The sequence below is a fragment of the Brevibacterium sp. AGC70 genome, from assembly GCF_057334195.1.
On sequence record NZ_JBHFIH010000006.1, the window covers coordinates 53,403 to 77,122 of the forward strand.

Here is a 23,720-nt window from a genome sequence, read left to right on the forward strand (position 1 = left end):
ACCGTGATCCGAGTCCTCCTCGTCGACGACCAGTCGATGGTCCGCACCGGCTTCCGCACGATCCTCGAGAGCGAGGACGGCATCGTTGTCGTCGGGGAGGCTGAAAACGGTCAGGTCGCGATCGACCGTGCGCTCGAGCTCGCGCCGGATGTGATCTGCATGGACGTCCAGATGCCTGTCATGGACGGGCTCGAATCCACCGCGGAGATCGTGCGCCGAGGAGCGGCCGGCGCTGTCCTCATGCTCACCACCTTCGACCGCGACGATTTCCTGTTCCAGGCGCTGGCCGCTGGTGCCAGCGGATTCCTGCTCAAGACCGCCGAGGCGGAGCAGCTCATCGACGCGGTCACCGCGCTGGCGGGCGGCGATGGGCTCCTGTCTCCCGAGGTGACCCGACGCGTCATCGAACGCTCCGTCCGCAGCACCGTCACCACCACCTCGGCAGCTCCCGAACTGGAACTCCTCACCGACCGGGAACTCGAGGTCCTCCACCTCGTGGCCAAGGGGCTGAGCAATTCCGAAATCGCAGGAACGCTCTTCGTCGGCGAGGCCACCGTCAAGACACATGTCTCCAACCTGCTGACCAAGCTCGACATCCGCGACCGCATCCACGTCGTCATCTTCGCCTACGAGAACGGACTCGTCGGGAGCTGAGAGGTCTCATTCCCAGTGTCAGACTTCTTCCCAGGGTCAGAATTCGACCTCCCCCACACTGCCGATGCCGAAATAGCCCGAACGACGGATTCGCATCGGCGCGGCACCGCATAGGTTTGAGTCATGATCACCTTGGACTCGATTTCACGCAGCTTCGGCGACAAGCAGGTTCTCCACGACCTGTCCTTCAGCATCGGCTCGGGCAGGATGACAGGATTCGTGGGCTCCAACGGATCCGGCAAGACGACGACCATGCGCATCATCCTCGGCGTACTCGCTGCCGACTCCGGTCGCATCACCGTCGACGGCGAAACCATCACCGCCGCACATCGCAGTGCGATCGGGTACATGCCCGAGGAGCGGGGCCTCTACCCGAAGATGCCGATCATCGATCAGCTCATCTACCTCGCGCGCTTCCACGGTCTCAGCCGCCATTCGGCCCGTCGTCGCGGACTGGAACTCCTCGAGCAGCTTGACCTGGGCGGCAGACCCAGCGACAACCTCGAGGCCGTCAGCCTGGGCAACCAGCAGAAGGTCCAGATCGCTGCCGCGCTCATCCACCGCCCGCGCGCCCTCGTGCTCGACGAGCCTTTCTCCGGACTCGACCCGGTCGCCGTCGAACGCACCCTCGAGGTCCTCAAGGATTTCGCCGACACCGGTGCGCCCGTCCTCTTCTCCAGCCACCAGCTCGACCTGGTCGAACGCCTCGTCGACGACCTCGTCATCATCGACGGCGGCCGGCTTGTTGCGGGCGGCACCGCCGATGAGCTGCGGCGTCAGCGCAGCACACCTGAGTGGATTCTGCAGACCGATTCGGACATGGGCTGGGTGCGCGAGATCCCCGACATCCGAGTCGTCGAATTCGACGGCAACTGGGTGCGCTTCGCCGCACCGAACGCCGATATCGCCGAGGCGGTCCTGCACCAGGCCATCACCGTGTCCTCAGTGAAGTCATTCGGCCCGCACGCCGTCGCTCTCAACCGACTCTTCCAGGAGGTCACGCAGGCATGAGCACCCAACAGGATTCGAACTCCGTCGACACGAGCTCTCCCGCCACGAACACCCCCAAGAAGTCCGGATTGGCGACGACAGCACAGACACAGCGTGCCAGCTTCACCACCGCCATCGGTCTCGTCATCGAACGAGAGGTCATGGTCCGCCTGAAGTCCAAGGCCTTCATGGTCTCGACGCTGCTGAGCATCGTCCTCTTCGGAACGCTCGTGGCAGTCTCCGGGTCACTGCCCTCACTGTTCTCCTCCACGGACAAGGTGGCGGTCACCTCGGCGGGAGCGCAGGCTGTCGAAGGAATCGACGGGATCGAACTCGTCTCCGTCGACAGCACGGATGAGGCGAAGACCATGGTGACATCCGAAGAGGTCGCGGCCGCCGTTGTCGAAGACCCTGCGTCCCCTGTCGGTGTCACCGTCATCGCCGAACGCTCCGCACCCGAGTCGCTGACCGGCGCTCTCAGTCAGGTGCCCACCGTTGAACTCCTCGACCCGCACGCTCCGGATCCGGGGCTCACGTACCTGATCGGGTTGGGCCTCGGGCTCGTGTTCTTCATGTCGGCGGTGACCTTCGGGACAACCATCGCCTCCTCGGTGGTGGAGGAGAAGCAGTCACGGATCGTGGAGATTCTGCTCGCCTCCACCTCGGCGAGGGTGCTGATGTTCGGCAAGGTTCTCGCGTGCTCGATCCTCGCCTTCGCACAGATAGGCCTGACTGCGCTCTCCGTCCTCCTCGGTGCCGCCATCAGCGGAAACGACCTGGTGCTCGGCAAGGTCACGGAACCGATCGGCTGGTTCATCCCGCTCTTCATCGTCGGCTTCGTCATGATCGCCTCCCTCTACGCCGCGGCCGCTTCGATGGTCTCCCGGACGGAGGACCTGGGCTCGACGTCCAGCCCGATCATGATGCTCATCTTCCTGCCCTATATGGCCGTCATCCTCTTCTCATCCAACGAGACGGTGATGGCGGTGATGTCATACATCCCCTTCTCCGCAGCGGTCGCGGTCCCGATGCGCGTCTTCCTCGGCACGATCGAATGGTGGGAGCCGCTGGTCTCCCTGCTCCTCCTCGCGGTCACCACGATCCTGGCTCTGCTGCTGGCGACCCGGATCTTCGAACGTTCCATTCTGCAGTCTGGCCCGAAGGTGTCGTGGAAGCAGGCACTGAGCAGGTCGAAGAAGTAGTTTCGGCAGGATCTGTGCCAGCCGGCACAGCAGACAGGAGGGAATATCTCGCAGCGACCGTCATATGGCGTCAGCCGTATCATTGCGTGCGCCGTCGCAGCGTCAGCGAACCGATGATGATCGCGCCGAGGATCCAGCATCCGATGAAGAGGATGCGCAGCCAGATGTAGCTGGAATCCTCATCGCCGCTCGCGACTGCCGTGAGCGCGTCGATCGCGTGTGAGAGCGGCAGCCAATCGCCGATGGTCTCGAGCACCTCGGGCAGCTGGTCACGGGGCAGGAAGATGCCGCCGAGGAGGATCTGGGGGAAAACGAGCGCCGGCATGAACTGCACAACCTGGAATTCGGTGCGGGCGAAGGCACTTGCGAGCAGTCCCAGAGACGTACCCAGCAGCGCATCAGCGATCGCGACAACGAAGAGCATCCATACGGATCCCTCGATCTCGAGACCGCATACCAGCGTGGCATAGGCGACGGCGACCGCAGTCTGGACCACAGCGAGGATCCCGAAGGCGAGTGTGTAGCCGAGGATGAAGTCTCCGCGGCCCAAGGGCATCGACAGCAGTCGCTCGAGCGTGCCGCTGCGGCGTTCGCGCAGAGTGGAGATGCTCGTGACGAGAAACATCACGATGAAGGGAAAGAGTGCGAGCATCGCCGGGCCGATTGTCGCGAATACCTCGGTCTCATCGAAGATCCAGGCCACGAGCCCGATGAGGAGGCTGGGTACGATGAGGAGCAGGGCAATGGTGCGCGGATCGTTGCGGATCTGAAGCAGCACGCGTCCGGCTGTGGCCAGGGTTCGCATCGGAATCATTGTGGGCCCTTCTTCCGCTGGGCACGACTCTTCCCGACGGTGAGCAGATGTGTGGGAGACCGACGTCTCGACCGCGAGGCACCCGGTCCAGCGTCGTGACTCTCGATGATCCGCAGAAACGCGTCTTCGGCCGTGTCGGCACCAGTGGTCGACAGAAGCTGTTCGGGGGTCGTATCCGCGATGAGATCGCCCTCACGCATGAGCAGGAGCCGATCGCAGCGAGTCGCCTCGTCCATCACGTGACTCGACACGAGGAGGGTCGTCCCATCCTCGGCGAGTCTGCGGAAGATGGCCCACAGATCCCCGCGCAGGACCGGGTCGAGGCCGACGGTCGGTTCATCGAGTACGAGCAGGTCCGGCGAGCCGAGCATCGCCGCAGCCAGTGAGACTCGGCTGGCCTGCCCACCGGAGAGGGTCCTGGCCAAACGGTCGGCCTGCCCTGACAGATCCGTGCGATCGATGACTCTTTCGACATCCGAACGGGGAGCGCCCTGAACGCGAGCGAAGTAGTGGAGGTTCTGCCGCACGGACAGATCCTCATAGATGCTGGCCTGCTGGGTCATGTAACCGACTCGATGCCGAAGCGATGCGCTCCCTGCGCTCTGACCGAAGACATTCACCGATCCGCCGGCCAGGACCTGTACCCCGACGACGGCCCGCATGAGAGTCGTCTTGCCGCTGCCGCTGGGTCCGAGCAGACCGACGATCGCGCCACCGGGCACCGTGAGGTCGAGGCAGTCGATGACCATCGTTGGACCCCGAGAAATTCGCAGACCGCGCGTCTCGATCGCGTTATTCATCATATGATGAATTAGACGCCTCCACCTCACTCCCGTCAAGGGCTGAACCCGAGCACTTATTGCCCCGAGTGAGACCGAGACAGGGTGCTCGCTACGAGCCCCTGTCACCCATCTGCGTTGTCAGCGCCCTGCCCGGAGTCCCTCGATATGACCCTGCACCGCAGGAACGACGTGAGCAATGACCTCCTCGATCGGGCTGGAGGCAAGGGGTTCGGCCATGACGACATGCCTGAGTATGAGCACCCCGGCTATCTGAGAAAGCACCATCGAGGCCCGCTGCTGCGCCGACACGGCCTCAATGCCCACATCCTCGAGGCGCTGGGCAATCGCGGACATGAGTTCGCGCAGGAGGAACTGACGGACGAGTTTTCCGGCCGCCGATCCGTTGACGACCGAGCGCAGAATCGTCACACCCACGGGTTTGACCTTCGGGTCCTCCCACGCGAGCAGCACCGTGCGGGCGATCGAAGCACCGAGCTCGGGAAGGGGAGCATCGAGGGCAGCAGCGATGATCTTGTCGGGCCGGACCGGGAGCTTGACGACGTCGGCGAAAAGGGCAGCTTTCGTATCGAAATAGTGGTGGACGAGCGCCGGATCGACTTCGGCGCGGCGGGCGATGCCGCGCATGCTCGCCGTCTCATATCCCTTTTCGGAGAATTCGGCGGCGGCCGCCTCGGCGATCATCGCCCGGGTGTCCCCGCTCTGCCCCTTCCGTGGACGCCCTCTGCGACGGGGCGCGGATTCTGGCTCGACCATGCTCCTCAGCTTAGCGGGGAGGACTCACAGCCAGCCATGATCACGGGCGATGCGCACGGCGTCGGCCCGGTTCCGCGCATCTGTCTTCCCGATCGCGGCCGAGAGCCGATTGCGCACGGTGCCTGGTGAGATGAACAATGTCGAGGCGATTTCCCCGACGCTGCCTCCCCCGGCCGCCACACGGAGGATCTCGGTCTCCCTCTCAGTCAGAGGAGACTGCCCGTGGACGGTCGATTCGACGATGAGCTCTGAGTCCACTACCTGCAGACCGGCCATGACCCGTCGGATTCCGTCAGCGAGTCGCTCGACGGGAGCGTCCTTGACCATGAACCCGCTCACCCCGGCATCGAGGGCTCGCCTCACCCACCCCGGCCGCCCGTAGGTCGTGACGATGACAACTCTGACCTGCGAAAACTCGGCGGCGAGCGCTGCAGCGACCTCGAGTCCGTCCAGGCCGGGCATATCGACGTCGAGCAGCGCCACGTCGGGAGCCCGGTGGCGAACTGCTGGCAGCACCTCATCACCACGTGCGCATTGGGCGATGACCTCGAATTCCGGCTCCATTCCGAGCAGCGCGGCGAGCGCCTCCCGGACCATGGTCTGGTCATCGGCAATCAGCAGCGTCGTCATCGTGGGCTCTGCTCCCTGTTCGCCTGGGTTGGGCTGGTCTCTCGTGCATCTGAGCTCTGGCCTTGGACGACGAGAACGAAACCGTCGTCGGTCTCCTCCGTCCTCACTGAGGCACCGACCGCCTTCGCTCGCTCCGCCAGTCCACGAAGGCCGGATCCTGCCCCCACCTCGGCGAGGTCGGTACGTCGGCCCGAAGCATCGTTGACGATGGTGAGTCGGTCGCGCTCAAGGGTCACGGTGCAGTGTCGGGCACGTGAATGCCGGAGGATGTTCGTGCTTCCCTCACGTACGCTCCAGGCAAAGAGCTCACGCAGCTCGGAATCGACCTCGTCCACCGAGGTTGGCGCTTCGACCTCGATCTCGGCGGCTCGAAGTGCCCTGGTGGCGGCGACGAGTTCCCCGGCCAGCGAAATCGTCCGCGTTCCCTGCACGGTCGTGCGCACATCCGCCAGCGCCCCACGGGCGAGCTGTTCGATCTCAGTGATGTGCTTGACCGCCTCCGGCTCGCCGGTGGCTTGGAGTTTCGCTGCCAGCTGGGCTTTGAGGGCGATGACGGTCAGCGAATGGCCGAGCACGTCGTGGACATCCTGAGACAGTCGCAGCCTCTCGGCCTCGCGTTCGAGACGACGGTTCTCCTCCTCGGCGGTTCGTGCCGCCCGCGCCCGGTCGCCGGCCACAAGTGCCATGACCATGGCGAACCCGGCTATCGAGATTCCGAAGGTGGTGCCGTATTCGTGAGTCCAGCCCGGCACCGTCCGCTGAGCGATCTCGGCGATGACGACCGTGGAGCAGGCCGCGACCACACCGGGCACCACCCGGCGCAGGGAGATGACGACGAGGACCGAAACGTAGGCAAGGAACGACAGTGCCTCTTCCCCGATGAGCGGCACGGCGACAGCCGCGATGAGCACCATGATGCCCAGCGCCGCATTGACGGTCATCGACTCCGCACGCGATCGCAATGAATGCGGTGCCTGAGCATGCCTGGCGAAAGCGCCGAGGCCGATACCGCTGACGACCATCGCCGAGTAGAACACCACGGCGAAGACTACCGTCAGAGCCAGCCCCCATACTCGGGAAGAGCCATTGAGGTTCCATGCCGCGGTGAGCGGGTAGCTGAGGAAGACGAGCCAGAAGACAGGGAAGATCCAGCGCAAGAATGAGATCGGCCTCGGTTCGACTTCAGAGCTCATCCAGCTTCTTCCTCCTCGCACTCCCTCGCAGCGTCGCGCTCACACCCGGGCGGTGTCCTCGCGCAGGGCCCACGCTGAACCGACGGTGAAGAGCACCAACCAGACGAGAACGTTGACGACTGCCCATTGATCGTATCCCCCGCCGAGGGGCGCGCGGGCGATTTCTCCCGCACCGTAGGCCGGAGTGAAACGGGCGATTGTCTGCAGTGTGTGGGGCCACACGTCGAGTGGGACGAAGAGACCGCCGATGAGGGAGAGCACTCCCAGGACCATGCTGGAGAGCTGGATGGCGTTCTCGGCTGGCAGCAGGTAGCCGAGCATGACTCCGAAGGCGGCGAACACCGAAGAGCCGAGGACGACGAGAACACCGCAGACCACCATGGTCCCCAAGGGTGCGCGAACACCGGTGAGCGCAGTCAGGACGAAGACCACGAGGACCGACAACGCGCCCAGGAACATCGAGACGAGCACCTTGGTGAGGATAGAGGCCGCCGGATGCAGCGGGGTCAGCGCCAGCTGGCGGCTCCACCCCAATGCCCGCTCGACCGCCACCTGCGCCCCGCCCGTGGTCGTGGCCACCATCGCCCCGTAGGTCGCCAGCGAGACCGAGATATAGAGCGCCGCGTCCGTATCTCCCAACATCTGGCCCCTGTTGGTCAGGCCGAAGATGAGATAGAAGACCGCGGGCATGACCATCGTGAAGATGACGGTGCGCCTGTTGCGCAGTTTGCGCACAAATTCGAGTCGCAGCAGGGTTGCGGAGAATCCGCCGAACTTCGGTGGGCGGCGCTGGTCGAGGGAGTTGAGGAATGTCGTCGCCGAGGCGACCGTCGGGCCGGTCATGTCATGCCCCTTTCGAGGTCAGGCTGATGAACGCGTCTTCGAGCGAGTGCGAGGAGATCTCCAGGTCTGTGCAGGCATTGTCGAACAGAGTGCGCGCGGCCCAATCGGAATCGGTGGTCCTCATCGTCAGGCGTCTGCCGTGCACCTCGACGGATTCGACCCCGGCCAGGCCGCCTAGCAGTGTCCGGAGGTCGGCGTCTCGGGAGGTCTCAGCGTCGTGGAGGGGCAGCGTGGCGCTGACCGTCTTCGCTGAGGCCATGGCCCGGATCTCGTGCGCGGGGCCGTCCGCGACGATTCGGCCCTTGGCAACAAGGATCACGCGATCGGCGAACTCGTCGGCCTCTTCGAGGTAGTGCGTGGCGAAGAGAATGGTACGTCCGTGCATGGCGTCGGCACGCATCTCATGCCAGAAGTCCCTGCGCCCGGTGACATCCATGCCCGTGGTCGGTTCGTCGAGGACGATCAGTGCCGGATCCGGCAGGAGTGCCATGGCGAACCGCAGTCGCTGCTTCTGCCCACCCGAGCACTTCTTGACCACGGAGTCGGCGATGGTGGTGATCCCGGCCCGTTCGAGGACGACATCGACGTCGAGTGAGGAGGCGAATACCGCAGAGGTGTACGCCACTGTCTCCCGCACCGTGAGGTCGTCGAGGAGCCCTCCGGTCTGCATCACAGAGCTGACCAGTCCACGACTGACCGCCCGCCGAGGCGACATCCCGAAGACCTCGACCGATCCCTCATCCGGTCGGGACAGTCCGAGCAGCATGTCGATCGTCGTCGTCTTGCCTGCCCCGTTGGGGCCGAGGAAAGCCACGACCTCACCCGGACGGATGCTCAGATCAATGTCGTCGACCGCGGTGAGGCTGCCGAAGCTCTTCGAGAGGTGGCTAAGCTCCATCGCCGGAGGCGATGGCACCTGCTCACTTCTGCTGCTGTGATTCGTCGTCTGTGTGCTCATGATTTCAGGCTAGAAGGAGCCAGTCGGGCATGATGATGCCATTTGTCACCGATGCGCAACCCTTGCCAAGGGCTCTCTGACGCCCAACGAATCTTGCGCACACCCGAGACACGTGATTTCGTTATTGACATGACCCTGCAGGAGCTGTCTCTGCCGCTGAAAACCGACCGTCTGCGCCTACGTGCGTATCGGGACTCCGACGCCGAGGCTCTGCTGCCCATCTACTCCCGCGAAGACGTCGCGCGATTCCTTCTCTGCGAGCCGTGGACTGCCGAGGTCGCACGGACCGAGGTATCCAAACGCATTCCGAGAACCGGCCTGGACACCGAGGCTCGCGCACTCGCACTGGTCATCGAAACCGCGGACGGGCTGGAGAGCATCGAAGGCTCGGTCGTCATCGGCGACATCGCGATCTGGTTCGACGGAGAGTCATCGGAGAAGGCCGAGATCGGCTGGGTTCTCAACCCGGCGGCGGGCGGGCACGGATTCGCCACCGAAGCCGCCATCGCCATGCTCAACGCCGCCTTTGCCCACGACGGTCTCCATCGAATCATCGCTCAGATGGATGCCAGAAACACCGCCTCGGCGAGGTTGGCCTCACGCATCGGCATGCGACAGGAGGCTCACCTGCGGCAGGACTGGTGGTCAAAGGGCGAATGGAGCGACACGCTCATCTTCGGCATGCTGCGCAGCGACCGGCAGCAGGTATGAGGGTTCGCCCTCGATACCGGCCCACGTCATGTGACCCGTGTGACGAAAGGTCTGGGAAACAATCCGAAAACCCGGTCAAAGGTTCACGAAACGGGCCTCTGTGTGGTCGGAACCACCTCGGCGGTGGCCATAGCGTGGTAATAGCGGTATCAGCAATCGTCGCATCGAAAGGTCCTCAGGGTTCCCATGTACAGGCAGTCGTCGAAATTGGCCAACGTCCTCTATGACATTCGGGGACCCGTCCTCGAAGAGGCCGAGGCGATGGAGGCCAAGGGCCACACCATCCTCAAGCTCAACATCGGCAACCCCGCCCCCTTCGGATTCGAAGCCCCCGAAGCGATCGTCCATGACATGGTCAAGCAGCTTCCCGTTGCACAGGGCTATTCCGATTCGCGCGGAATCCTCTCCGGGCGCCGGGCCGTGGTCCAGTACTACGAGACCCGCGGCATCCACAATCTGGACACCTCCGAGGTGTTCCTGGGCAACGGAGTCAGCGAACTCATCACCCTGTCCCTGCAGGCGCTGTGCAACCCCGGCGACGAGATCCTCGTTCCCAGCCCGGACTACCCCCTGTGGACGGCATCGGTCGCACTCTCCGGCGGCACGCCCAAGCACTACCTGTGCGACGAAGCCACCGCCTGGCAGCCCGATCTCGACGACCTCGAATCGAAGATCACCGAGAACACCCGCGGCATCGTCGTCATCAACCCGAACAATCCCACCGGCGCCGTCTATTCGCGTGAGACCCTGAAGAAGATCGTCGACATCGCACGTCGCCACGGCCTCATCATCTTCGCCGACGAGATCTACGAGAAGATCACCTACGACGATGTCGAAATGGTCAATATGGCCACGCTCACCGGCGACGATGTGCTGTGCCTGACCTACTCTGGTCTGTCGAAGGCCTACCGGATCGCCGGATACCGCGCCGGCTGGCTGGCCATCACCGGACCGCTGTCCGAGGCGAAGAGCTACCTCGAGGGGATCAAGCTCCTGGCTAATATGCGCATGTGTGCGAACGTTCCCGCTCAGCACGCGATCCAAGCTGCTCTGGGCGGCAAGCAGTCAATCGATGACCTCGTCCTGCCGCAGGGTCGCCTGGGTGCTCAGATGGACGTCGCCCACACGGGGCTGAACTCCATCGACGGCGTCTCTGCACATCGGGCCAGCGGAGCGCTCTACATGTTCGCAAAACTCGACGTCGAGAAGTTCGGGATCACCGACGACGAACAGTTCGCGCTCGATCTGCTGCGCGAGCAGAAGATCCTCGTCTCCCACGGCTCGGCCTTCAACTGGTCACGCCCGGACCACTTTCGGCTCGTCACCCTGCCCTCCGTCGAGGTGCTGGACGAATCGATCAACCGCCTCGGCGAGTTCCTCTCCGGGTACCAGCAGAAGGCGAGCAGCACCTGCGAACTGCCGACCGTCAAGGACATGTCCCCCGCAGCGGGGTGAAACTGCCGGGGCACGTAGTCTGGTGATCCGGGCTGAGATAATGGCCCCATGACGGAGCGCGCAGCAGGGCCAGAGACAGCAGCGGTGGATTCCGTCGCACGCGCGATCAGCCTGATCGCGCGGGGCAACTCCGTCGATCGCAGCTCGTTGGAATCAGAACTCGGGCGGCAGTCGGACCTCATCGACTCGCTGCTCGATCTGTCCACGACCATGGTTCGCTGGCGCCAGAAGGACCATGAACGCGCCGCCCTGCTCGAAAGCGCCTCTGAGCTCATCCAGGTCAGAGACACCAAGCGCCTTCTGCAGAAGCTCGTCGACAGAGCCAAGTCGCTGATCGGCTGCGACATCGCTTACCTCTCCGAATACAACCCCGAAACCGACGAGCTCAACGTCAGAGCCAGTCGCGGGGCGATCTCGCTCCAGCTCCCGGCGCTCCGGGTGCCACCGGGAGTCGGACTTGCGGGCCGGGTCGTCCGTGACCGAGCCGCCCACTGGACTTCGGACTACGACCTGACTCAGCTGCCTCATGAGCGGCGTGTGGACTCAGCGGTCAAGGCCGAAGGCATGGAGTCGCTCCTCGGAGTGCCGATGGTCGTCGACGGTGAAGTACTCGGTGCCCTGTTCGCGGCGAATCGCTACCCCCATGACTTCGGAGCAGATGAGATCACTCTGCTCTCCGCCCTGGCAGACCATGCCTCGGTGATTCTCAAGACCGCGCGACTCATGGGCGAACTCGCAGAGGCGGCAGCACTGTCAGCTGCCGCAGAAGAGCTGGCTGCGGCCAAGGCGAGCACCTTGCAGCGACTCGTCGAGGTCGAAGAGCAGCTGACCCAGTTGGTGCTGCAGGGCCACGGGGCACCAGCCGTCACCAACGTCATCTCCGAAACTCTCCGTGCCGAGGTGCTCATCGTCGACAGTTGGAGGCTGGACTCCCCCGATTTCCCAGCAGACGAGGGTTTCTTCGCCGAAGTCGACATGAGTCGAGAAGACATTCTCGCGGCGTTGGATACCAGTCGCCGCACCGGGCGGAGCATTCAGATTGCTCACGCCAAGCGACTCATCGCCGCTTCGGTGGCGTCGAACAGACGTCAGCACAGCGGACTGTTCGTGCGCTTCCATAACGACCCGAAAGACGGCGACCACAGCATCGTCGCTCAGGCCGCACAGTCCTTGGCCCTCATCCAGATGAACGAGCAGTCACGCGCCGACGCTGAGAACCGTGTGCGCGGCGAATTGGCCGTCGATCTGATCGCCGACACCAGAAGTCTGGACGAGCTGCGAGCGCGAGCGCGCTCCAGCAACTTCACCCTCCTCGGCCCTTGGCAGCTGATAGTGGTCCAAGCCGGCCCCAACGACTTCGACCGCATCGGCTCGTACTTGGCTCGGATCGAGCCGCGAATTCTCATGACCCAGCGCTCCCCAGGGCTGACAGTGCTGCTGCCCCGTTCGGCTCATCGAACCCGGACACAGCTGGAAGAGCTGCTCACAGCCTCAGAAGTCCTGCGCAACTGCCTGGTCGTCGTCTCCGACACCGGTTTTCAGCGTTCGGAGCTGCGCACCGCAGAGGACGAGCTGTGGTCGTGCGTGCGTGTCCTCAATTCGCTGTCGATCACCAGCGGCGTCGCACCCGCCGAGGACTTCGCTCCCTACACAGCCATGTTCGGCTCGGTCCCCGGACACGTCGGACAGTTCATGGAGCGCATGCTCGGCCCCCTCCGACGATGGGACCGGAGACAATCCGCCGATCTGGTCACCACACTGCGCACGTACTTCGAACACAGCAGCAGCATCAGCCGCACCGCCGCCGCTCTCTCGGTTCACGTCAACACCGTCAAGCTGCGCCTTGAGCGCATCGACGCGGTACTCGACATCGATTGGCGTGCACCCGAATATGCGTTCCGCCTCCACGTCGCACTCCGTCTGGATCAGCTCCAGCAGAAGGTCTGAATGCAGTCAGGCACGAGCCACCTGCCCTGGCCGATCCAGCCAGTGGCTGGAGACATCTATGGCCATAACGGCCATAGGTGATCGAGCCCAGAAGTGCTTGACTGAACTCTGCGCGGAATTGCTCTGCGCGAACGTTCTGACCGGCTCAGCTCGGCCGCTTTCGGCAGCCGCAGTCGGCAGATGCAGACTCGAAGAAGACTCGACAGGAGACACACAATGGCAGAGAACAGTCGTATCGCCGACTTCCGCAATATGTCGGTCAACGATCGTCGCACGGCAGTAGCCGAGGCAACCGGGCTCGACACCGAGGTGTTCGCCCAGATCGATGCGACTGCATTCGGCCCCGAACAGGCCGCGAACCTGAGTGAGAACGTCTTCGGCGTCTTCTCCCTGCCGTTGGGAGCCGCCACCAACTTCACGATCAACGGCACCGATGTCCTCGTACCCATGGCCACCGAAGAGGCTTCGGTCATCGCCGCTGCCAGCAACGCCGCCCGGATGGCGCGCCCCCAGGGTGGGTTCTTCACCAGCTCGACCCAGCCGATCATGCAGGCGCAGATCCAGCTCATCAATGTGGCAGACCCCCATGCCGCCCGGTCTCGCATCTTCGAACGCCAGGACGAGATCATCGACCTGGCCAATGCACAGGATCCGAAGCTCGTCGAGGTCGGCGGAGGCGTCAAGGGCCTCGATGTCCGCCTCGTCGAGGCGAAGTCGGCAACCTACGTCGTCGTCCACCTCCATGTCGACGTCCGCGACGCCATGGGCGCGAACGCGGTGAATACCATGGCAGAGGCCGTCTCAAGCAGTCTCGCGGCGATCGCCGAAGGTGACGCACTCCTGCGAATCCTGACGAACAAGGCCGATCTGCGTCTGAGCCGAGCACGCGCCGTCTTCGACAAGGAGCTGCTGGGAGGCGCCGAGGTCGTCGACAACATCCTCCATGCCTATGAGTTGGCCGCAGCCGACCCGTACCGCGCCGCCACACACAACAAAGGCATCATGAACGGCATCTCCGCCGTCGTCCTGGCCACCGGCAATGACACTCGCGCTGTAGAAGCCGGCGCCCATTCGCATGCCCTCATCGACGGTCGTTACACCTCACTGTCCACATTCGAGAAGAATGCCGAGGGCAACCTCGTGGGCAACCTCGAGATGCCGATGCCCGTCGGCCTCGTGGGTGGTGCCACGAAGGTCCACCCTGCGGCCCGAACCGCACTCCAGATCGCCGAGGTGAGCACGGCGAAGGATCTGGCCGAAATCATCGTCGCCGCAGGTCTGGCGCAGAATCTGGCGGCCCTGCGAGTCCTTGCCACCGAAGGTGTGCAGCGCGGCCACATGTCGCTGCATGCGAAGAACCTCGCCATGTCTGCCGGTGCCACCGCCGAGGAATCCAAGGCCATCGTGAAGAGGCTCATCGAAGAGAAGGCCTTCCGCTTCGACCGAGTTCAGGCCATCCTCGCCGAGCTTCGCTCAGGTGGATCGAAATGATGGACTCACTCCCTCAGGTGTTCACCCATGACACGCTGCCGACTCAGGTCAGGGTCTACGAGGTCAGCGCACGGGACGGCCTCCAGGCCGAATCAGTCACTCTGCCCGCCGAGACGCGTGCCCAGCTCATCTCCCGACTGGCAGGTGCCGGTCTGAGAACCATCGAAGCAGGCAGCTTCGTGTCTCCTCGGGCCGTTCCGCAGATGGCCGACACCCGCTCGGTTCTCGACGAGCTCGACCTCGACTCGGACATCTCCTATCCGGTCCTCGTACCCAACCGTCGCGGGCTCGACGATGCCAGGGCGGCTGGGGCCAAGGACGTCGCCGTCTTCGTCAGTGTCACTGAATCGTTCTCTCGGGCCAACCTCGGCGACAGCCTCGAGGTGACCACGGCACGCAACCTTGACGTGGCAGCGGCGGCCACCTCGGCGGGGATGCACGCCCGCGGGTATCTGTCCATGGTCTTCGGCGACCCCTGGGAAGGTCCAGTGGATCCGCAACGCGTGGTCACCGCGGCTGCGCAGCTGCTGGAGGCCGGCTGCTCGTCGATCTCGCTCGGAGATACGATCGGCACCGCGACACCTGGACACGTGACTGCTGTCCTGCAGGCACTGATCGAAAGCGGCGTCCCCGTCGACGCGATCGCGCTGCACACTCATAACACCTATGGCCAGGCGCTGGCCAACGTCTTCGCCGCCCTCCAACTCGGAGTGAGTGAATTCGACGCTTCTGCCGGAGGAGTCGGAGGCTGCCCGTTCGCGGGTTCGGCAACCGGAAATCTGGCAACCGAGGATCTCGTGTGGATGCTCAATGGCTTGGGAATCTCGACCGGAGTCGACATCCGCACAATCGCGGAGACGAACCAATGGCTCAGCCGGCAGCTCGACAAGCCACTGGCATCTGCCACATCCGCGGCCATCGTCAATCAGTAACACCACCACTCATCAACAGACAGTTCATCAACAGAAGGTAGGCGAAGATGCCACAGCTGCTCGAAGTCTGGAATGACACCGTCGACTCGAAACATCTCGTCGGCAGCATTGCCATCGGAATCGGGGTGGCGGTACCGGCATTCCTCATTTCCGACCACTTCTTCACGACCACCGGCGATCCGGAACTTGGGCATTCCTATGCCCTCCTGATCGGGATCGTGGGCTGCATCATCGGTGCCGTGATCTCCGGAATACTGTTCAAGCCCAAGCGAGTGATCACCGAATCAGAGGCTGACACGCGCAACAGGCAGGAAGTCATCGACGAAGTCGTCGAAGAGTACGGAGACCTGGGTGACCCCAGCGATCTCAAACCGGCAGTGCAGGAGGAGATCCGAGCGCTCGGGCTCTTCGACGCCCTGGTCGAGAATCATGAGAACCGAGCGAAGGGTGCACAGCTGTGAGCGCGGACCTCATCGAACCGATCCTGTGGGCAATCGGCATGGCCCTGCTGGCTGCAGTGCTCTTCACCGGAATCGGCCTCATCTCAGGCACCGACGAGACAGCGATCGTCGCACCCCTGGCACTGCTCGTCATCCTCATCGGTGTGCCGCCGGCCGGTGTCATCGCCTTCTTCCTCTCAGCGATCATCGCCAAGCACATCTCTCACGCCGTGCCCACGACACTGCTGGGGATACCCGGCGACACCACTGCAGTGCCGATGCTGCGCGAGGCACAGCTGCTGCGTTCTCTCGGAGTGCCCCATATCGCCCTGCAGAAGGCCATATCGGGTGGCGTCATCTCGGTGATCATCGCGATTCCGCTGTCGATTCTCTTCGCCCTGGTCCTCACTCCGTTCGCTGAGGCCATCGGTGCCGCAGCACCGTGGATCTTCATCGCGGCGGCCATACTCGTCGCGTATACCTCGAAGGGAAAGCTGGCGGCAGTTCTCGCTCTGATCCCCTTCGTCCTCATCATCGTCGGGCTGCAGGCGTTCATCCTCGAACAGAAGGAAGCGACGTTCACGACCTCCTTCTTCCTGGGCATCGCGACCGGCCCGCTCATCTACGATCTGTTCTCTGCCCTGTCCCCCGCAGGCCGTCGATCGATGACGCAGACAGGCAAGCGGGAATTCGATCTTGCTCCCGACGTCCGGCCCGCCGGTGGCCCAAAGCTGCCGAACCCATTCACGGTCCTGGACCGGCAGCAGTTGGCCTACACCAGCGGTTCGGCCGTCATCACCAGCGCAACCTTCGTCTTCTCACCCGTCGCCATGGCGGTGCTCATGGGTGAGATCGCCGGCAGCCGGATCAAGAACGGCTTCCATCGGCTGACAACGGTCGTGTCGGTGAGGAACGGAACCACCGAGTCGACCTATATCGCCGAGACCCTGATCCCGCTGATCGCCATCGGGCTTCCGCTCTCACCCATGGCCGCGGGCCCGGCCGCGCCCCTCTTCAACGCACCGCCTGTCTACACTCTTGATGCCAAGACGGGTGAGACGAACAACCTGCATGACCTGCTGTCGACCGGTGAGTTCGCGCTCTTCTCGATCATCGCCGCGGTCATCGCCGTTGCAGTCGCCTATCCGTTCGTGATGAGAAACGCCCACCGGGCTGCTACCTGGGTGATGAAATCAGTCTCCCACGAGGCGATCATCGCAGGCTTCGCCGCGCTCATCTGTGTCATCTGCCTATACGAAGGCGGGCTGCTCGCACTCGGTGTGACCATCACCGTGGGACTGGTCGGCGGCCTGTTCAATCGCATGATCGGCATGCACGCCGGCGTCCAGTTCATGGGCTACTACGTCGCCGTCCTCACCGTTCCGGCGGTCTTGGCGCTGTGACGCGCAAGGTCCGGAAACGTCACAGAAATTCATAGTCTAGTAATCCGATGGACTTAGTGGGTATTGTTGGCATCGATCGAATTGCTCAACAATCTTCGGCATGCTGAAAGGTCCCCACCATGCGCCAACTCATCGTCCTCGGGCTCGTCGGGCTCCTTGCCCAACTCATCGACGGCTCCCTCGGCATGGCCTATGGGGTGACGTCGACGACCCTGCTGCTCGCCGCCGGGATCGCCCCGGCAACCGCCTCGGCGGCGGTGCACTTCTCCGAGATCGGCACCTCGCTGGTCTCCGGGATCTCGCACCACAAGTTCGGCAATGTCGACTGGAAGACGGTCTCGATCCTCGCGGTACCCGGCTTCATCGGAGCCTTCGCCGGCGCCACGTTCCTCGCCGGCCTCAGCGGTGACGCGGCCACTCCGTGGATCTCGGGCATTCTGCTGCTCCTCGGCGTCTATGTGATCTGGCGATTCCTCGCCCTCGGCGGCCGCCGCCCCACCTTCAAGGGACGTCCGGGCCCGAAGCTCCTCGTCCCCGTCGGTCTCATCGGCGGTGCACTCGACTCCATCGGCGGAGGCGGCTGGGGGCCAGTCGGAACCACAACGCTCCTGTCGTCTGGCCGGCTCGAGCCGCGCAAGGTCGTCGGCTCGATCGACACCAGCGAATTCGTCGTCGCTGTCGGCGGCTCGCTCGGGTTCCTGTTTGCCCTCGGCTCCTCGGGCATCGAGTGGTCCATCGCAGCCGCCCTTCTGATCGGTGGAATCATCGCCGCCCCCTTCGCCGCCTGGCTGGTCAAGATCCTGCCTGCTCGGATCCTCGCCATCGCGGCAGGTGGAATCATCATCCTCACCAACGCACGCACCATCGCGCTGGCGCTCGGCGCTTCGACCGCCACCGTCTCGACAATCCTCATGGTGCTCGCTGCCGTCTGGGTCGCCCTCATCGTTCAGGCCGTAGGGAACGAGCGCAGGGCTCGGCGCGCAGAAGCCGCCCAGGCAGCCGAGGTCGAGGTCGGCGCGGCCAGCTGAAGCTGAACCCGCTGTTACTATGACGGCATGCGGGTCACCACGAAATCCGACTATGCGCTTCGCGCCCTGATCGAGATCGCCAACGTCAGCGACCGTGGCCCCATCAGCGCCGACGAACTGGGAAAGCGACAGGGCATCCCCAAGGGATTCCTCCAGGCTATCCTCGCCGACCTGCGCAGAGTCGAGATCGTGGCCTCCGTCCGCGGCAAGTCCGGGGGCTGGAAACTGACGAAGCCGGCGAGCGCCACCACCATCGCCGACGTCATCCGAGCCGTCGACGGCCCCCTGGTCTCGATCTACGGGCAGCGCCCGGAAGCCGTCGAGTACGACGATGCCGCCGAGTCACTTCAGCAGGTGTGGATCGCGGCCAGGTTCGCCCTGCGCGATGTCCTCGAACAGGTGACCATCGAGGCACTGGCCTCGAAGTCCCTTCCCGCCGAGGTGACCGAGAGGGTCGCGATCGAAGACGCCTGGCAGCCGCACTGAGCAGGCAAAACCGCAAAACGATCGTCACCGCCACTGCGCAGTGACGACCCCGACGTCGGCGACCACCTCGGCGATGGCGGCATTGTGGGCGGCGACGATCGGGTCATGCCGCGAGACCTTCTTACTCGACTCCGCCGTACGGGCACGGGACACGAGGAGCACGTCGCGGCGGCAGGCGTCCATCGGCATCGGGATGATCTCGACCGTCGGGTCCTCCGGCACCGAGGAATCAGGGATCACCGCGACCGCCAGCCCAGCGGCGATCATGCGGATGATCGCCGCATAGTCATCCATCCTCATTCCCACCCGGGGCTCGAACCCGGCAGCGATGCAGAACGACCTGACCACCTCGTCGATGGCGTCACCGGGATCGATGCTGAACGCCCAAGTCTGGAACACGAGTGAGGTGAGGTCGGGCATGCCGTGGGCGTCAAGGGCGATCGGGCCCACGGACTTCGGCACGCAGAGGAAGAGCTGCTCCGAATACAGGTGCCTCGCGGTCAGGGTCGAGGGAATCCAGGTTCTGTCGATGTCGGTGGAGACGAGCAGCGCCAGATCAAGGTCACCGGATTCCAGCCTGGCGACGAGCTTCGCATGCTCATCCATGGTCACATCGAGGGCAGCAGTGGTCGTCATATCCGCGGGCGCGGGAAGAACAGCGGCCATCTCATCAGGGGTCTGCCAGCGCGCACGCTTCTGCAGCTGGTTGTGCAGCTTTGGGATCACCCGGGCGCCGACCGTGGGGACGGCCCCGATGCGAACAGGGACTGCCTGATCTTCACGCCATAGAGCCACCTCGGCGCCGAGGCGATCGCACAGCCCCAGGATCTCGATGGCACGGGAGACGACGAGGCTGCCGACCACTGTGGGCTGGGATCCCCGAGGGCTCTTCTCGATCAAGGTCGACCCCAGAGCCTTCTCCAGATTGCGCAGGTGATGATTGACCGTCGGCTGGCTCCACCCCAGCGCGGCTGCCGCCGCTGCGACCGAGCCGGCCTCGGCGATCGCGCGCAGGGCCATGAGTCCACGGGTATCCAGGGTTTCCATTATCCTCTTACCTCGAGATCAATAGTGTGTATTCATCAGTTTAGGGAACTTGGTATTCTCCCGCCAAGGGCCCGTTGCCTAACCTGGAATCATGACCGTGCACCAAGACTCCCCCATGACATCCGCTTCAGATCATTCGGCATTCCCAGGAACCGCGAAGTCCTACGCGCCCTATGCCGATGCGCTGCAGGCGGCGGCCAAGCGTGACTCGCTGTTCCTGTCCACCCCCGGACACGGTGGCACCACCACGGGAATCTCCGCAGGTCAGGCCGAGTTCTTCGGCGAGCACACCCTCTCCCTGGACATCCCCCCGCTCTTCGACGGCATCGACCTTGGCGTCGACACCCCGAAGGACGAAGCACTGCATCTGGCAGCCGAGGCCTGGGGCGCACGGCGCACATGGTTCCTCACCAACGGCTCCTCGCAGGGCAATCGCATGGCAGCACTGGCGATCGGCACACTGGGCACGGGCGTCGTCACCCAGCGCAGCGCCCATTCGAGCTTCATCGACGGCATCGTGCTGGCCGGACTCAACCCCGGCTTCGTCTCTCCCAACGTCGATGAGGTCAACGGCATCGCCCACGGAGTCACCCCAGACTCGCTGCGCCATGCCATCACGGCCCATCCCGAGAAAGTCTCTGCCGTCTACCTGGTGACCCCCAGCTACTTCGGTGCGGTCGCCGACGTCAGCGCACTGGCTGAGGTTGCCCACGAAGCCGGCGCCGCCCTCATCATCGACGCCGCATGGGGCGCCCACTTCGGCTTCCATCCGGACCTGCCGGAATCTCCGGTCGCGCTGGGCGCCGACATCGTCATCATGAGCACCCACAAGCTCGCCGGCTCATTCACACAATCAGCTCTGCTCCACCTCGGCGACACCGAGTTCGCAGACAGACTCGAACCGGCCTTGGCCCGTGCCTTCATGATGACAGCCTCGACAAGCGAGAACGCCCACCTGATGGCATCGATCGACATCGCCCGCCGCGATCTCGTGAATTCCCACGATGCGATTGCCGATTCGCTGGACAATATCCGCCAGATCCGTGCCCGAATCGAGGGCTCAGAGCATTATCACCTGCTCTCCGGGGACTTCATGAACCATGCCGATGTCGTCGACATCGATCCTTTCCGACTGCCCATCGACATCACCTCGACGGGACTTGAGGGCCATGCCGTGCGCAAACGCCTGACCGAGGAATTCGACATCTTCGCCGAGATGGCGACGGCCACGACCATCGTCGCACTCATCGGCATCGGCAAGTCCCCCGACCTCAGCCGACTCTTCGACGCTCTGGATCGGATGCGCCTCGAACACGAGAATGACAGGCCCGCAGAAACCGTGGCGGCTTCGGCCGGGATCCCGGCGCTGCCGAGCCCCGGAAAGCTGGTTGCCCTGCCGCGTGATGCGTACTTCGCGGATTCCGAGCTCGTCCCCGCCGCCGAGGCTGTCGGCCGAACCAGCGTCAGCTCGCTGGCCGCGTACCCACCCGGAATCCCGAATGTCCTGCCCGGTGAGGAGATCACCGCGGAGACCGTCGAGTTCCTGCAGGCCGTGGCTGCGAGCCCGTCGGGACACGTCCGCGGCGGAGTCGATCCGAAACTGAGCACGTTCCGGGTACTCAAGGACTGACTTCCAGTCTGACGCTTCTCCATTGCCGTCAGATTGTCCATTGCCGTCAGATTGTCCATTGCCGTCAGCCGGTCCATTGCCCCGAAGCGGCCTGTTGCCTCTGGTCGGATCCGTTCATCGCCCCCATGAGACTGGTTGATTGTTCAAATAGCGATACTGAATGCAAAAAGCCGTCTTGTCGGCTACAGTCGCCGCTGAGGATAGATTCCACACAGATTGCTCTTCCCTTATTCTCACTGCTGGACCAGACGCAGTCTGCAATGACGAGCTGCAGACTGCATGACGCTACCGAATGATTCAGGACCGGATGGACGCGCACGCACATCAGCCAGGGGAAGAACTCGCCGATTTCACGGAGAGCGAGCTCCTCTCGCTCATCGAGGCCGGAACCGCCGGTGCCTATTCCGAGATCTACCGCCGCTACCGCGATGACGCTGTAGCACGAGCATCATCGTCCCTGCCCGATGCGACGGCAAGACAGGTCACAGATGATGCTTTCCTCAGTGTGCTCAGGTCCCTGCTCATCAGGTCCTCCGACACGACCAAGGGTCTGCGCTCGATGGTGGACGCCGAGATCGATGCACATCTCGCGAACCTGACGTCCACAGATCAGACGTCAGCGAGTGGTTCGGACACAGCAGCTCCAGAGGCTGCCCTCGTCTCACAGGCACTGTCGAACCTGCCCGACAACTGGCAGCGGATCCTATGGTTGCGCGAAGTCGAACGGCTCTCACCCGAGGCCGTTGCCGAGCAGCTGAATATCAAAGCATCGACAGTCGACAGGCTGGCCGGTCGCGCCCGTCAGGGCCTGCAGGACGAATGGCAGCAGGTCCGCCGGGCAGACAGCACAGCAACCGCCGATCACCGCGCCGCGCTCATTCCTGCGCTTCTGACCTCGCCGATCGTCATCGAGCGCCTCTCGGCCACCCTGGCACAGGCAATTCCAGAACCAACTCCCGCTGTTGCCGAAATGATTGCAGTCGAAGCGCCAGCTGGTGCGCAGCCCGACGCTGAAACCACGGTGGCCGAGGGTACAGACGTCGCAGGCGGAAGCGCCGGCGCCATTGACGAAGACACTGCCACTGCCGTCCTGCCCGATCCCGTCCCGGCAGGCACGGGCATCGGCAGCGCACCGGCACTCAAACCTGCCCCAGGGGCCGAAGCCAACTCGGCGACAGAGTCGGCGGACGAGGCAGATTCTGCACCCGAAGCCATCCCTGCGGCAGCCGGTTCCTCCGCGGCCGATGAGTCTGCCGTGGATTCAGATGCATCCGCTGAAACTGCGAACGCAACCGCTGGCGCTGCGGGCATTTCTGCTGATGCCGCGGGTGCAGCCGCAGACGATGCAAATACCGTCGAACCTGTGTCGCTCGCCGCGTTCGGCGCACAGTCAGCAGCCGCTGAGACCTCGGCCCTGACGCCTGCAGCAACTCGGTTCAGCATGCCGAAACCCGTTCTGATCCCTGTGGTCGCCGCGTGCGTCGGGCTCCTGGGAACGCTTGTCGGTGTGGCCATCGTGCCGCAGCAAACTGAGCAGACGGGGGTTCAATCCGGCAACGCAGGCACTGCAGTCTCACCAGAAGACTCCTCCTCGAAGGAAAATTCCTCTTCGAAGAAGGACGACAAGAACAGCAGCTCCCAGTCTCCGGATGACACGAACTCGGACAAGCAAAACCAAGAGTCGGGATCCGAGACATCGAAGGCATCTGACTCCGACAGGGACGAGGATGAGCAGTCATCCCGGACCCCAGGACACGATGAAAGCCGGTCGGACGACAGTCCATCGACCGAAGACAACCCCGGCGACACAGGCGACACAGGCGACAGCAACGATCGCCCGTCGGCAGAAGAACCAGACGAACCAAGCCCGTCGGATTCTGACAAGCCAGCCCCAGAGTCACCGTCAGAACCGACACCACCACCCTCCGACGACCCCGAAACACCGTCGGACCCACCGCCATCAGATGAGTCGCCTGAGGAGCCAAGCGAGGAACCGTCTGATGAGTCGCCTGAGGAGCCAAGCGAGGAACCGTCTGATGAGTCGCCTGAGGAGCCAAGCGAGGAACCGTCTGATGAGTCGCCTGAGGAGCCGTCCTCACCAGGCTCCGAAAACCCCACCCCCTGATCCGACACCGCACGGCACCTCGAACTGAGCACGGCCTCTTCGTCGAACTGAGCGCCGAACTCTGGGGCACTCCCCATTCCGATCGCACATCCACCTGAGCTGACTGCGCCTCGAATTGCAGCGACTGCCGACGCAGGCCCGATTCGCACGCCGGATACCCCGCTGCCGTAACCTGCCTCCAATAA

Annotated in this window: 22 protein-coding genes; 14 read left to right on the forward strand and 8 right to left on the reverse strand. The window is 63.9% G+C overall.

Features of this window, described 5'->3' with window-relative positions; genetic code table 11:
• The first annotated feature begins 3 nt into the window (after positions 1-3).
• From ACE03M_RS04260 to ACE03M_RS04270, 3 genes are all read left to right on the forward strand, one after another.
• A complete protein-coding gene (locus tag ACE03M_RS04260; RefSeq protein WP_101557467.1) occupies positions 4-654 on the forward strand; it encodes a response regulator in 651 nt (216 codons plus the stop codon).
• A gap of 123 nt (positions 655-777) precedes the next feature.
• The gene (locus ACE03M_RS04265) at positions 778-1,665 is read left to right on the forward strand and encodes an ABC transporter ATP-binding protein (protein ID WP_143923988.1); all 888 of its coding nucleotides are present in this window, start codon (positions 778-780) and stop codon (positions 1,663-1,665) included.
• Positions 1,662-2,846 carry an ABC transporter permease gene (locus tag ACE03M_RS04270; protein WP_485932862.1) on the forward strand — a complete coding sequence of 395 codons (1,185 nt, stop codon included), beginning with the start codon at positions 1,662-1,664 and terminating at the stop codon, positions 2,844-2,846. Before ACE03M_RS04265 ends, ACE03M_RS04270 begins: the two co-directional genes overlap by 4 nt.
• 79 nt (positions 2,847-2,925) lie before the next feature.
• Here the strand turns inward: ACE03M_RS04270 and ACE03M_RS04275 are convergent, their stop codons facing one another.
• The 7 genes from ACE03M_RS04275 to ACE03M_RS04305 form a co-directional block, all read right to left on the reverse strand.
• Positions 2,926-3,660 (reverse strand): ABC transporter permease, encoded by a 735-nt coding sequence (locus ACE03M_RS04275; RefSeq protein WP_485932863.1) that lies wholly within the window; start codon positions 3,658-3,660, stop codon positions 2,926-2,928.
• Positions 3,657-4,463 carry an ABC transporter ATP-binding protein gene (locus ACE03M_RS04280; RefSeq protein WP_143923991.1) on the reverse strand — a complete coding sequence of 269 codons (807 nt, stop codon included), beginning with the start codon at positions 4,461-4,463 and terminating at the stop codon, positions 3,657-3,659. The genes ACE03M_RS04275 and ACE03M_RS04280 overlap by 4 nt, the downstream gene beginning before the upstream one ends.
• Positions 4,464-4,580: 117 nt before the next feature.
• Positions 4,581-5,216: a TetR/AcrR family transcriptional regulator gene (locus ACE03M_RS04285; protein ID WP_143923992.1), complete on the reverse strand. Its 636-nt coding sequence runs from the start codon at positions 5,214-5,216 to the stop codon at positions 4,581-4,583.
• Positions 5,217-5,240: 24 nt separating this feature from the next.
• Positions 5,241-5,846, reverse strand: a complete 606-nt coding sequence (locus ACE03M_RS04290; protein ID WP_143923993.1) for a response regulator transcription factor — start codon at positions 5,844-5,846, stop codon at positions 5,241-5,243.
• Complete coding sequence (locus tag ACE03M_RS04295; RefSeq protein WP_143923994.1) at positions 5,843-7,039, reverse strand: sensor histidine kinase; 1,197 nt, start codon at positions 7,037-7,039, stop codon at positions 5,843-5,845. Before ACE03M_RS04295 ends, ACE03M_RS04290 begins: the two co-directional genes overlap by 4 nt.
• Before the next feature lie 39 nt (positions 7,040-7,078).
• Positions 7,079-7,882, reverse strand: a complete 804-nt coding sequence (locus ACE03M_RS04300; RefSeq protein WP_143923995.1) for an ABC transporter permease — start codon at positions 7,880-7,882, stop codon at positions 7,079-7,081.
• A 1-nt stretch (position 7,883) separates the two neighbouring features.
• On the reverse strand, positions 7,884-8,840 hold the full coding sequence (locus ACE03M_RS04305) for an ABC transporter ATP-binding protein (protein ID WP_143923996.1): 957 nt from the start codon (positions 8,838-8,840) through the stop codon (positions 7,884-7,886).
• Positions 8,841-8,969: 129 nt separating this feature from the next.
• Here ACE03M_RS04305 and ACE03M_RS04310 point away from each other — a divergent pair, with 129 nt between their 5' ends.
• The 9 genes from ACE03M_RS04310 to ACE03M_RS04350 all read left to right on the forward strand — a co-directional run bounded on the left by ACE03M_RS04310 (position 8,970) and on the right by ACE03M_RS04350 (position 18,733).
• On the forward strand, positions 8,970-9,551 hold the full coding sequence (locus ACE03M_RS04310; RefSeq protein WP_186293194.1) for a GNAT family N-acetyltransferase: 582 nt from the start codon (positions 8,970-8,972) through the stop codon (positions 9,549-9,551).
• A 186-nt stretch (positions 9,552-9,737) separates the two neighbouring features.
• Complete coding sequence (locus ACE03M_RS04315) at positions 9,738-11,006, forward strand: pyridoxal phosphate-dependent aminotransferase (protein ID WP_143923997.1); 1,269 nt, start codon at positions 9,738-9,740, stop codon at positions 11,004-11,006.
• 48 nt (positions 11,007-11,054) lie between these two features.
• Entirely contained in the window at positions 11,055-12,953 is a 1,899-nt protein-coding gene (locus ACE03M_RS04320; RefSeq protein ID WP_485932864.1) for a helix-turn-helix domain-containing protein, read from the forward strand.
• A 180-nt stretch (positions 12,954-13,133) separates the two neighbouring features.
• Positions 13,134-14,444: a hydroxymethylglutaryl-CoA reductase, degradative gene (locus ACE03M_RS04325; protein ID WP_143923999.1), complete on the forward strand. Its 1,311-nt coding sequence runs from the start codon at positions 13,134-13,136 to the stop codon at positions 14,442-14,444.
• Entirely contained in the window at positions 14,441-15,376 is a 936-nt protein-coding gene (locus tag ACE03M_RS04330; protein WP_485932865.1) for a hydroxymethylglutaryl-CoA lyase, read from the forward strand. The genes ACE03M_RS04325 and ACE03M_RS04330 overlap by 4 nt, the downstream gene beginning before the upstream one ends.
• 47 nt (positions 15,377-15,423) lie before the next feature.
• Positions 15,424-15,837, forward strand: a complete 414-nt coding sequence (locus ACE03M_RS04335) for a hypothetical protein (RefSeq protein WP_143924000.1) — start codon at positions 15,424-15,426, stop codon at positions 15,835-15,837.
• Positions 15,834-17,219 (forward strand): tripartite tricarboxylate transporter permease, encoded by a 1,386-nt coding sequence (locus tag ACE03M_RS04340; RefSeq protein ID WP_485932866.1) that lies wholly within the window; start codon positions 15,834-15,836, stop codon positions 17,217-17,219. The genes ACE03M_RS04335 and ACE03M_RS04340 overlap by 4 nt, the downstream gene beginning before the upstream one ends.
• 119 nt (positions 17,220-17,338) lie before the next feature.
• On the forward strand, positions 17,339-18,247 hold the full coding sequence (locus ACE03M_RS04345) for a sulfite exporter TauE/SafE family protein (RefSeq protein WP_143924002.1): 909 nt from the start codon (positions 17,339-17,341) through the stop codon (positions 18,245-18,247).
• A gap of 27 nt (positions 18,248-18,274) precedes the next feature.
• The gene (locus ACE03M_RS04350; protein WP_485932867.1) at positions 18,275-18,733 is read left to right on the forward strand and encodes an RrF2 family transcriptional regulator; all 459 of its coding nucleotides are present in this window, start codon (positions 18,275-18,277) and stop codon (positions 18,731-18,733) included.
• A gap of 24 nt (positions 18,734-18,757) precedes the next feature.
• Here ACE03M_RS04350 and ACE03M_RS04355 read toward each other — a convergent pair whose 3' ends face one another.
• Positions 18,758-19,780 carry a LysR family transcriptional regulator gene (locus ACE03M_RS04355; RefSeq protein ID WP_143924004.1) on the reverse strand — a complete coding sequence of 341 codons (1,023 nt, stop codon included), beginning with the start codon at positions 19,778-19,780 and terminating at the stop codon, positions 18,758-18,760.
• Between the two features lie 91 nt (positions 19,781-19,871).
• Here ACE03M_RS04355 and ACE03M_RS04360 point away from each other — a divergent pair, with 91 nt between their 5' ends.
• Together ACE03M_RS04360 and ACE03M_RS04365 are read left to right on the forward strand one after the other, a co-directional pair.
• A complete protein-coding gene (locus ACE03M_RS04360; RefSeq protein WP_485932868.1) occupies positions 19,872-21,410 on the forward strand; it encodes an aminotransferase class I/II-fold pyridoxal phosphate-dependent enzyme in 1,539 nt (512 codons plus the stop codon).
• 307 nt (positions 21,411-21,717) lie between these two features.
• Positions 21,718-23,535, forward strand: a complete 1,818-nt coding sequence (locus ACE03M_RS04365) for an RNA polymerase sigma factor (protein ID WP_485932869.1) — start codon at positions 21,718-21,720, stop codon at positions 23,533-23,535.
• Positions 23,536-23,720 lie beyond the last annotated feature (185 nt).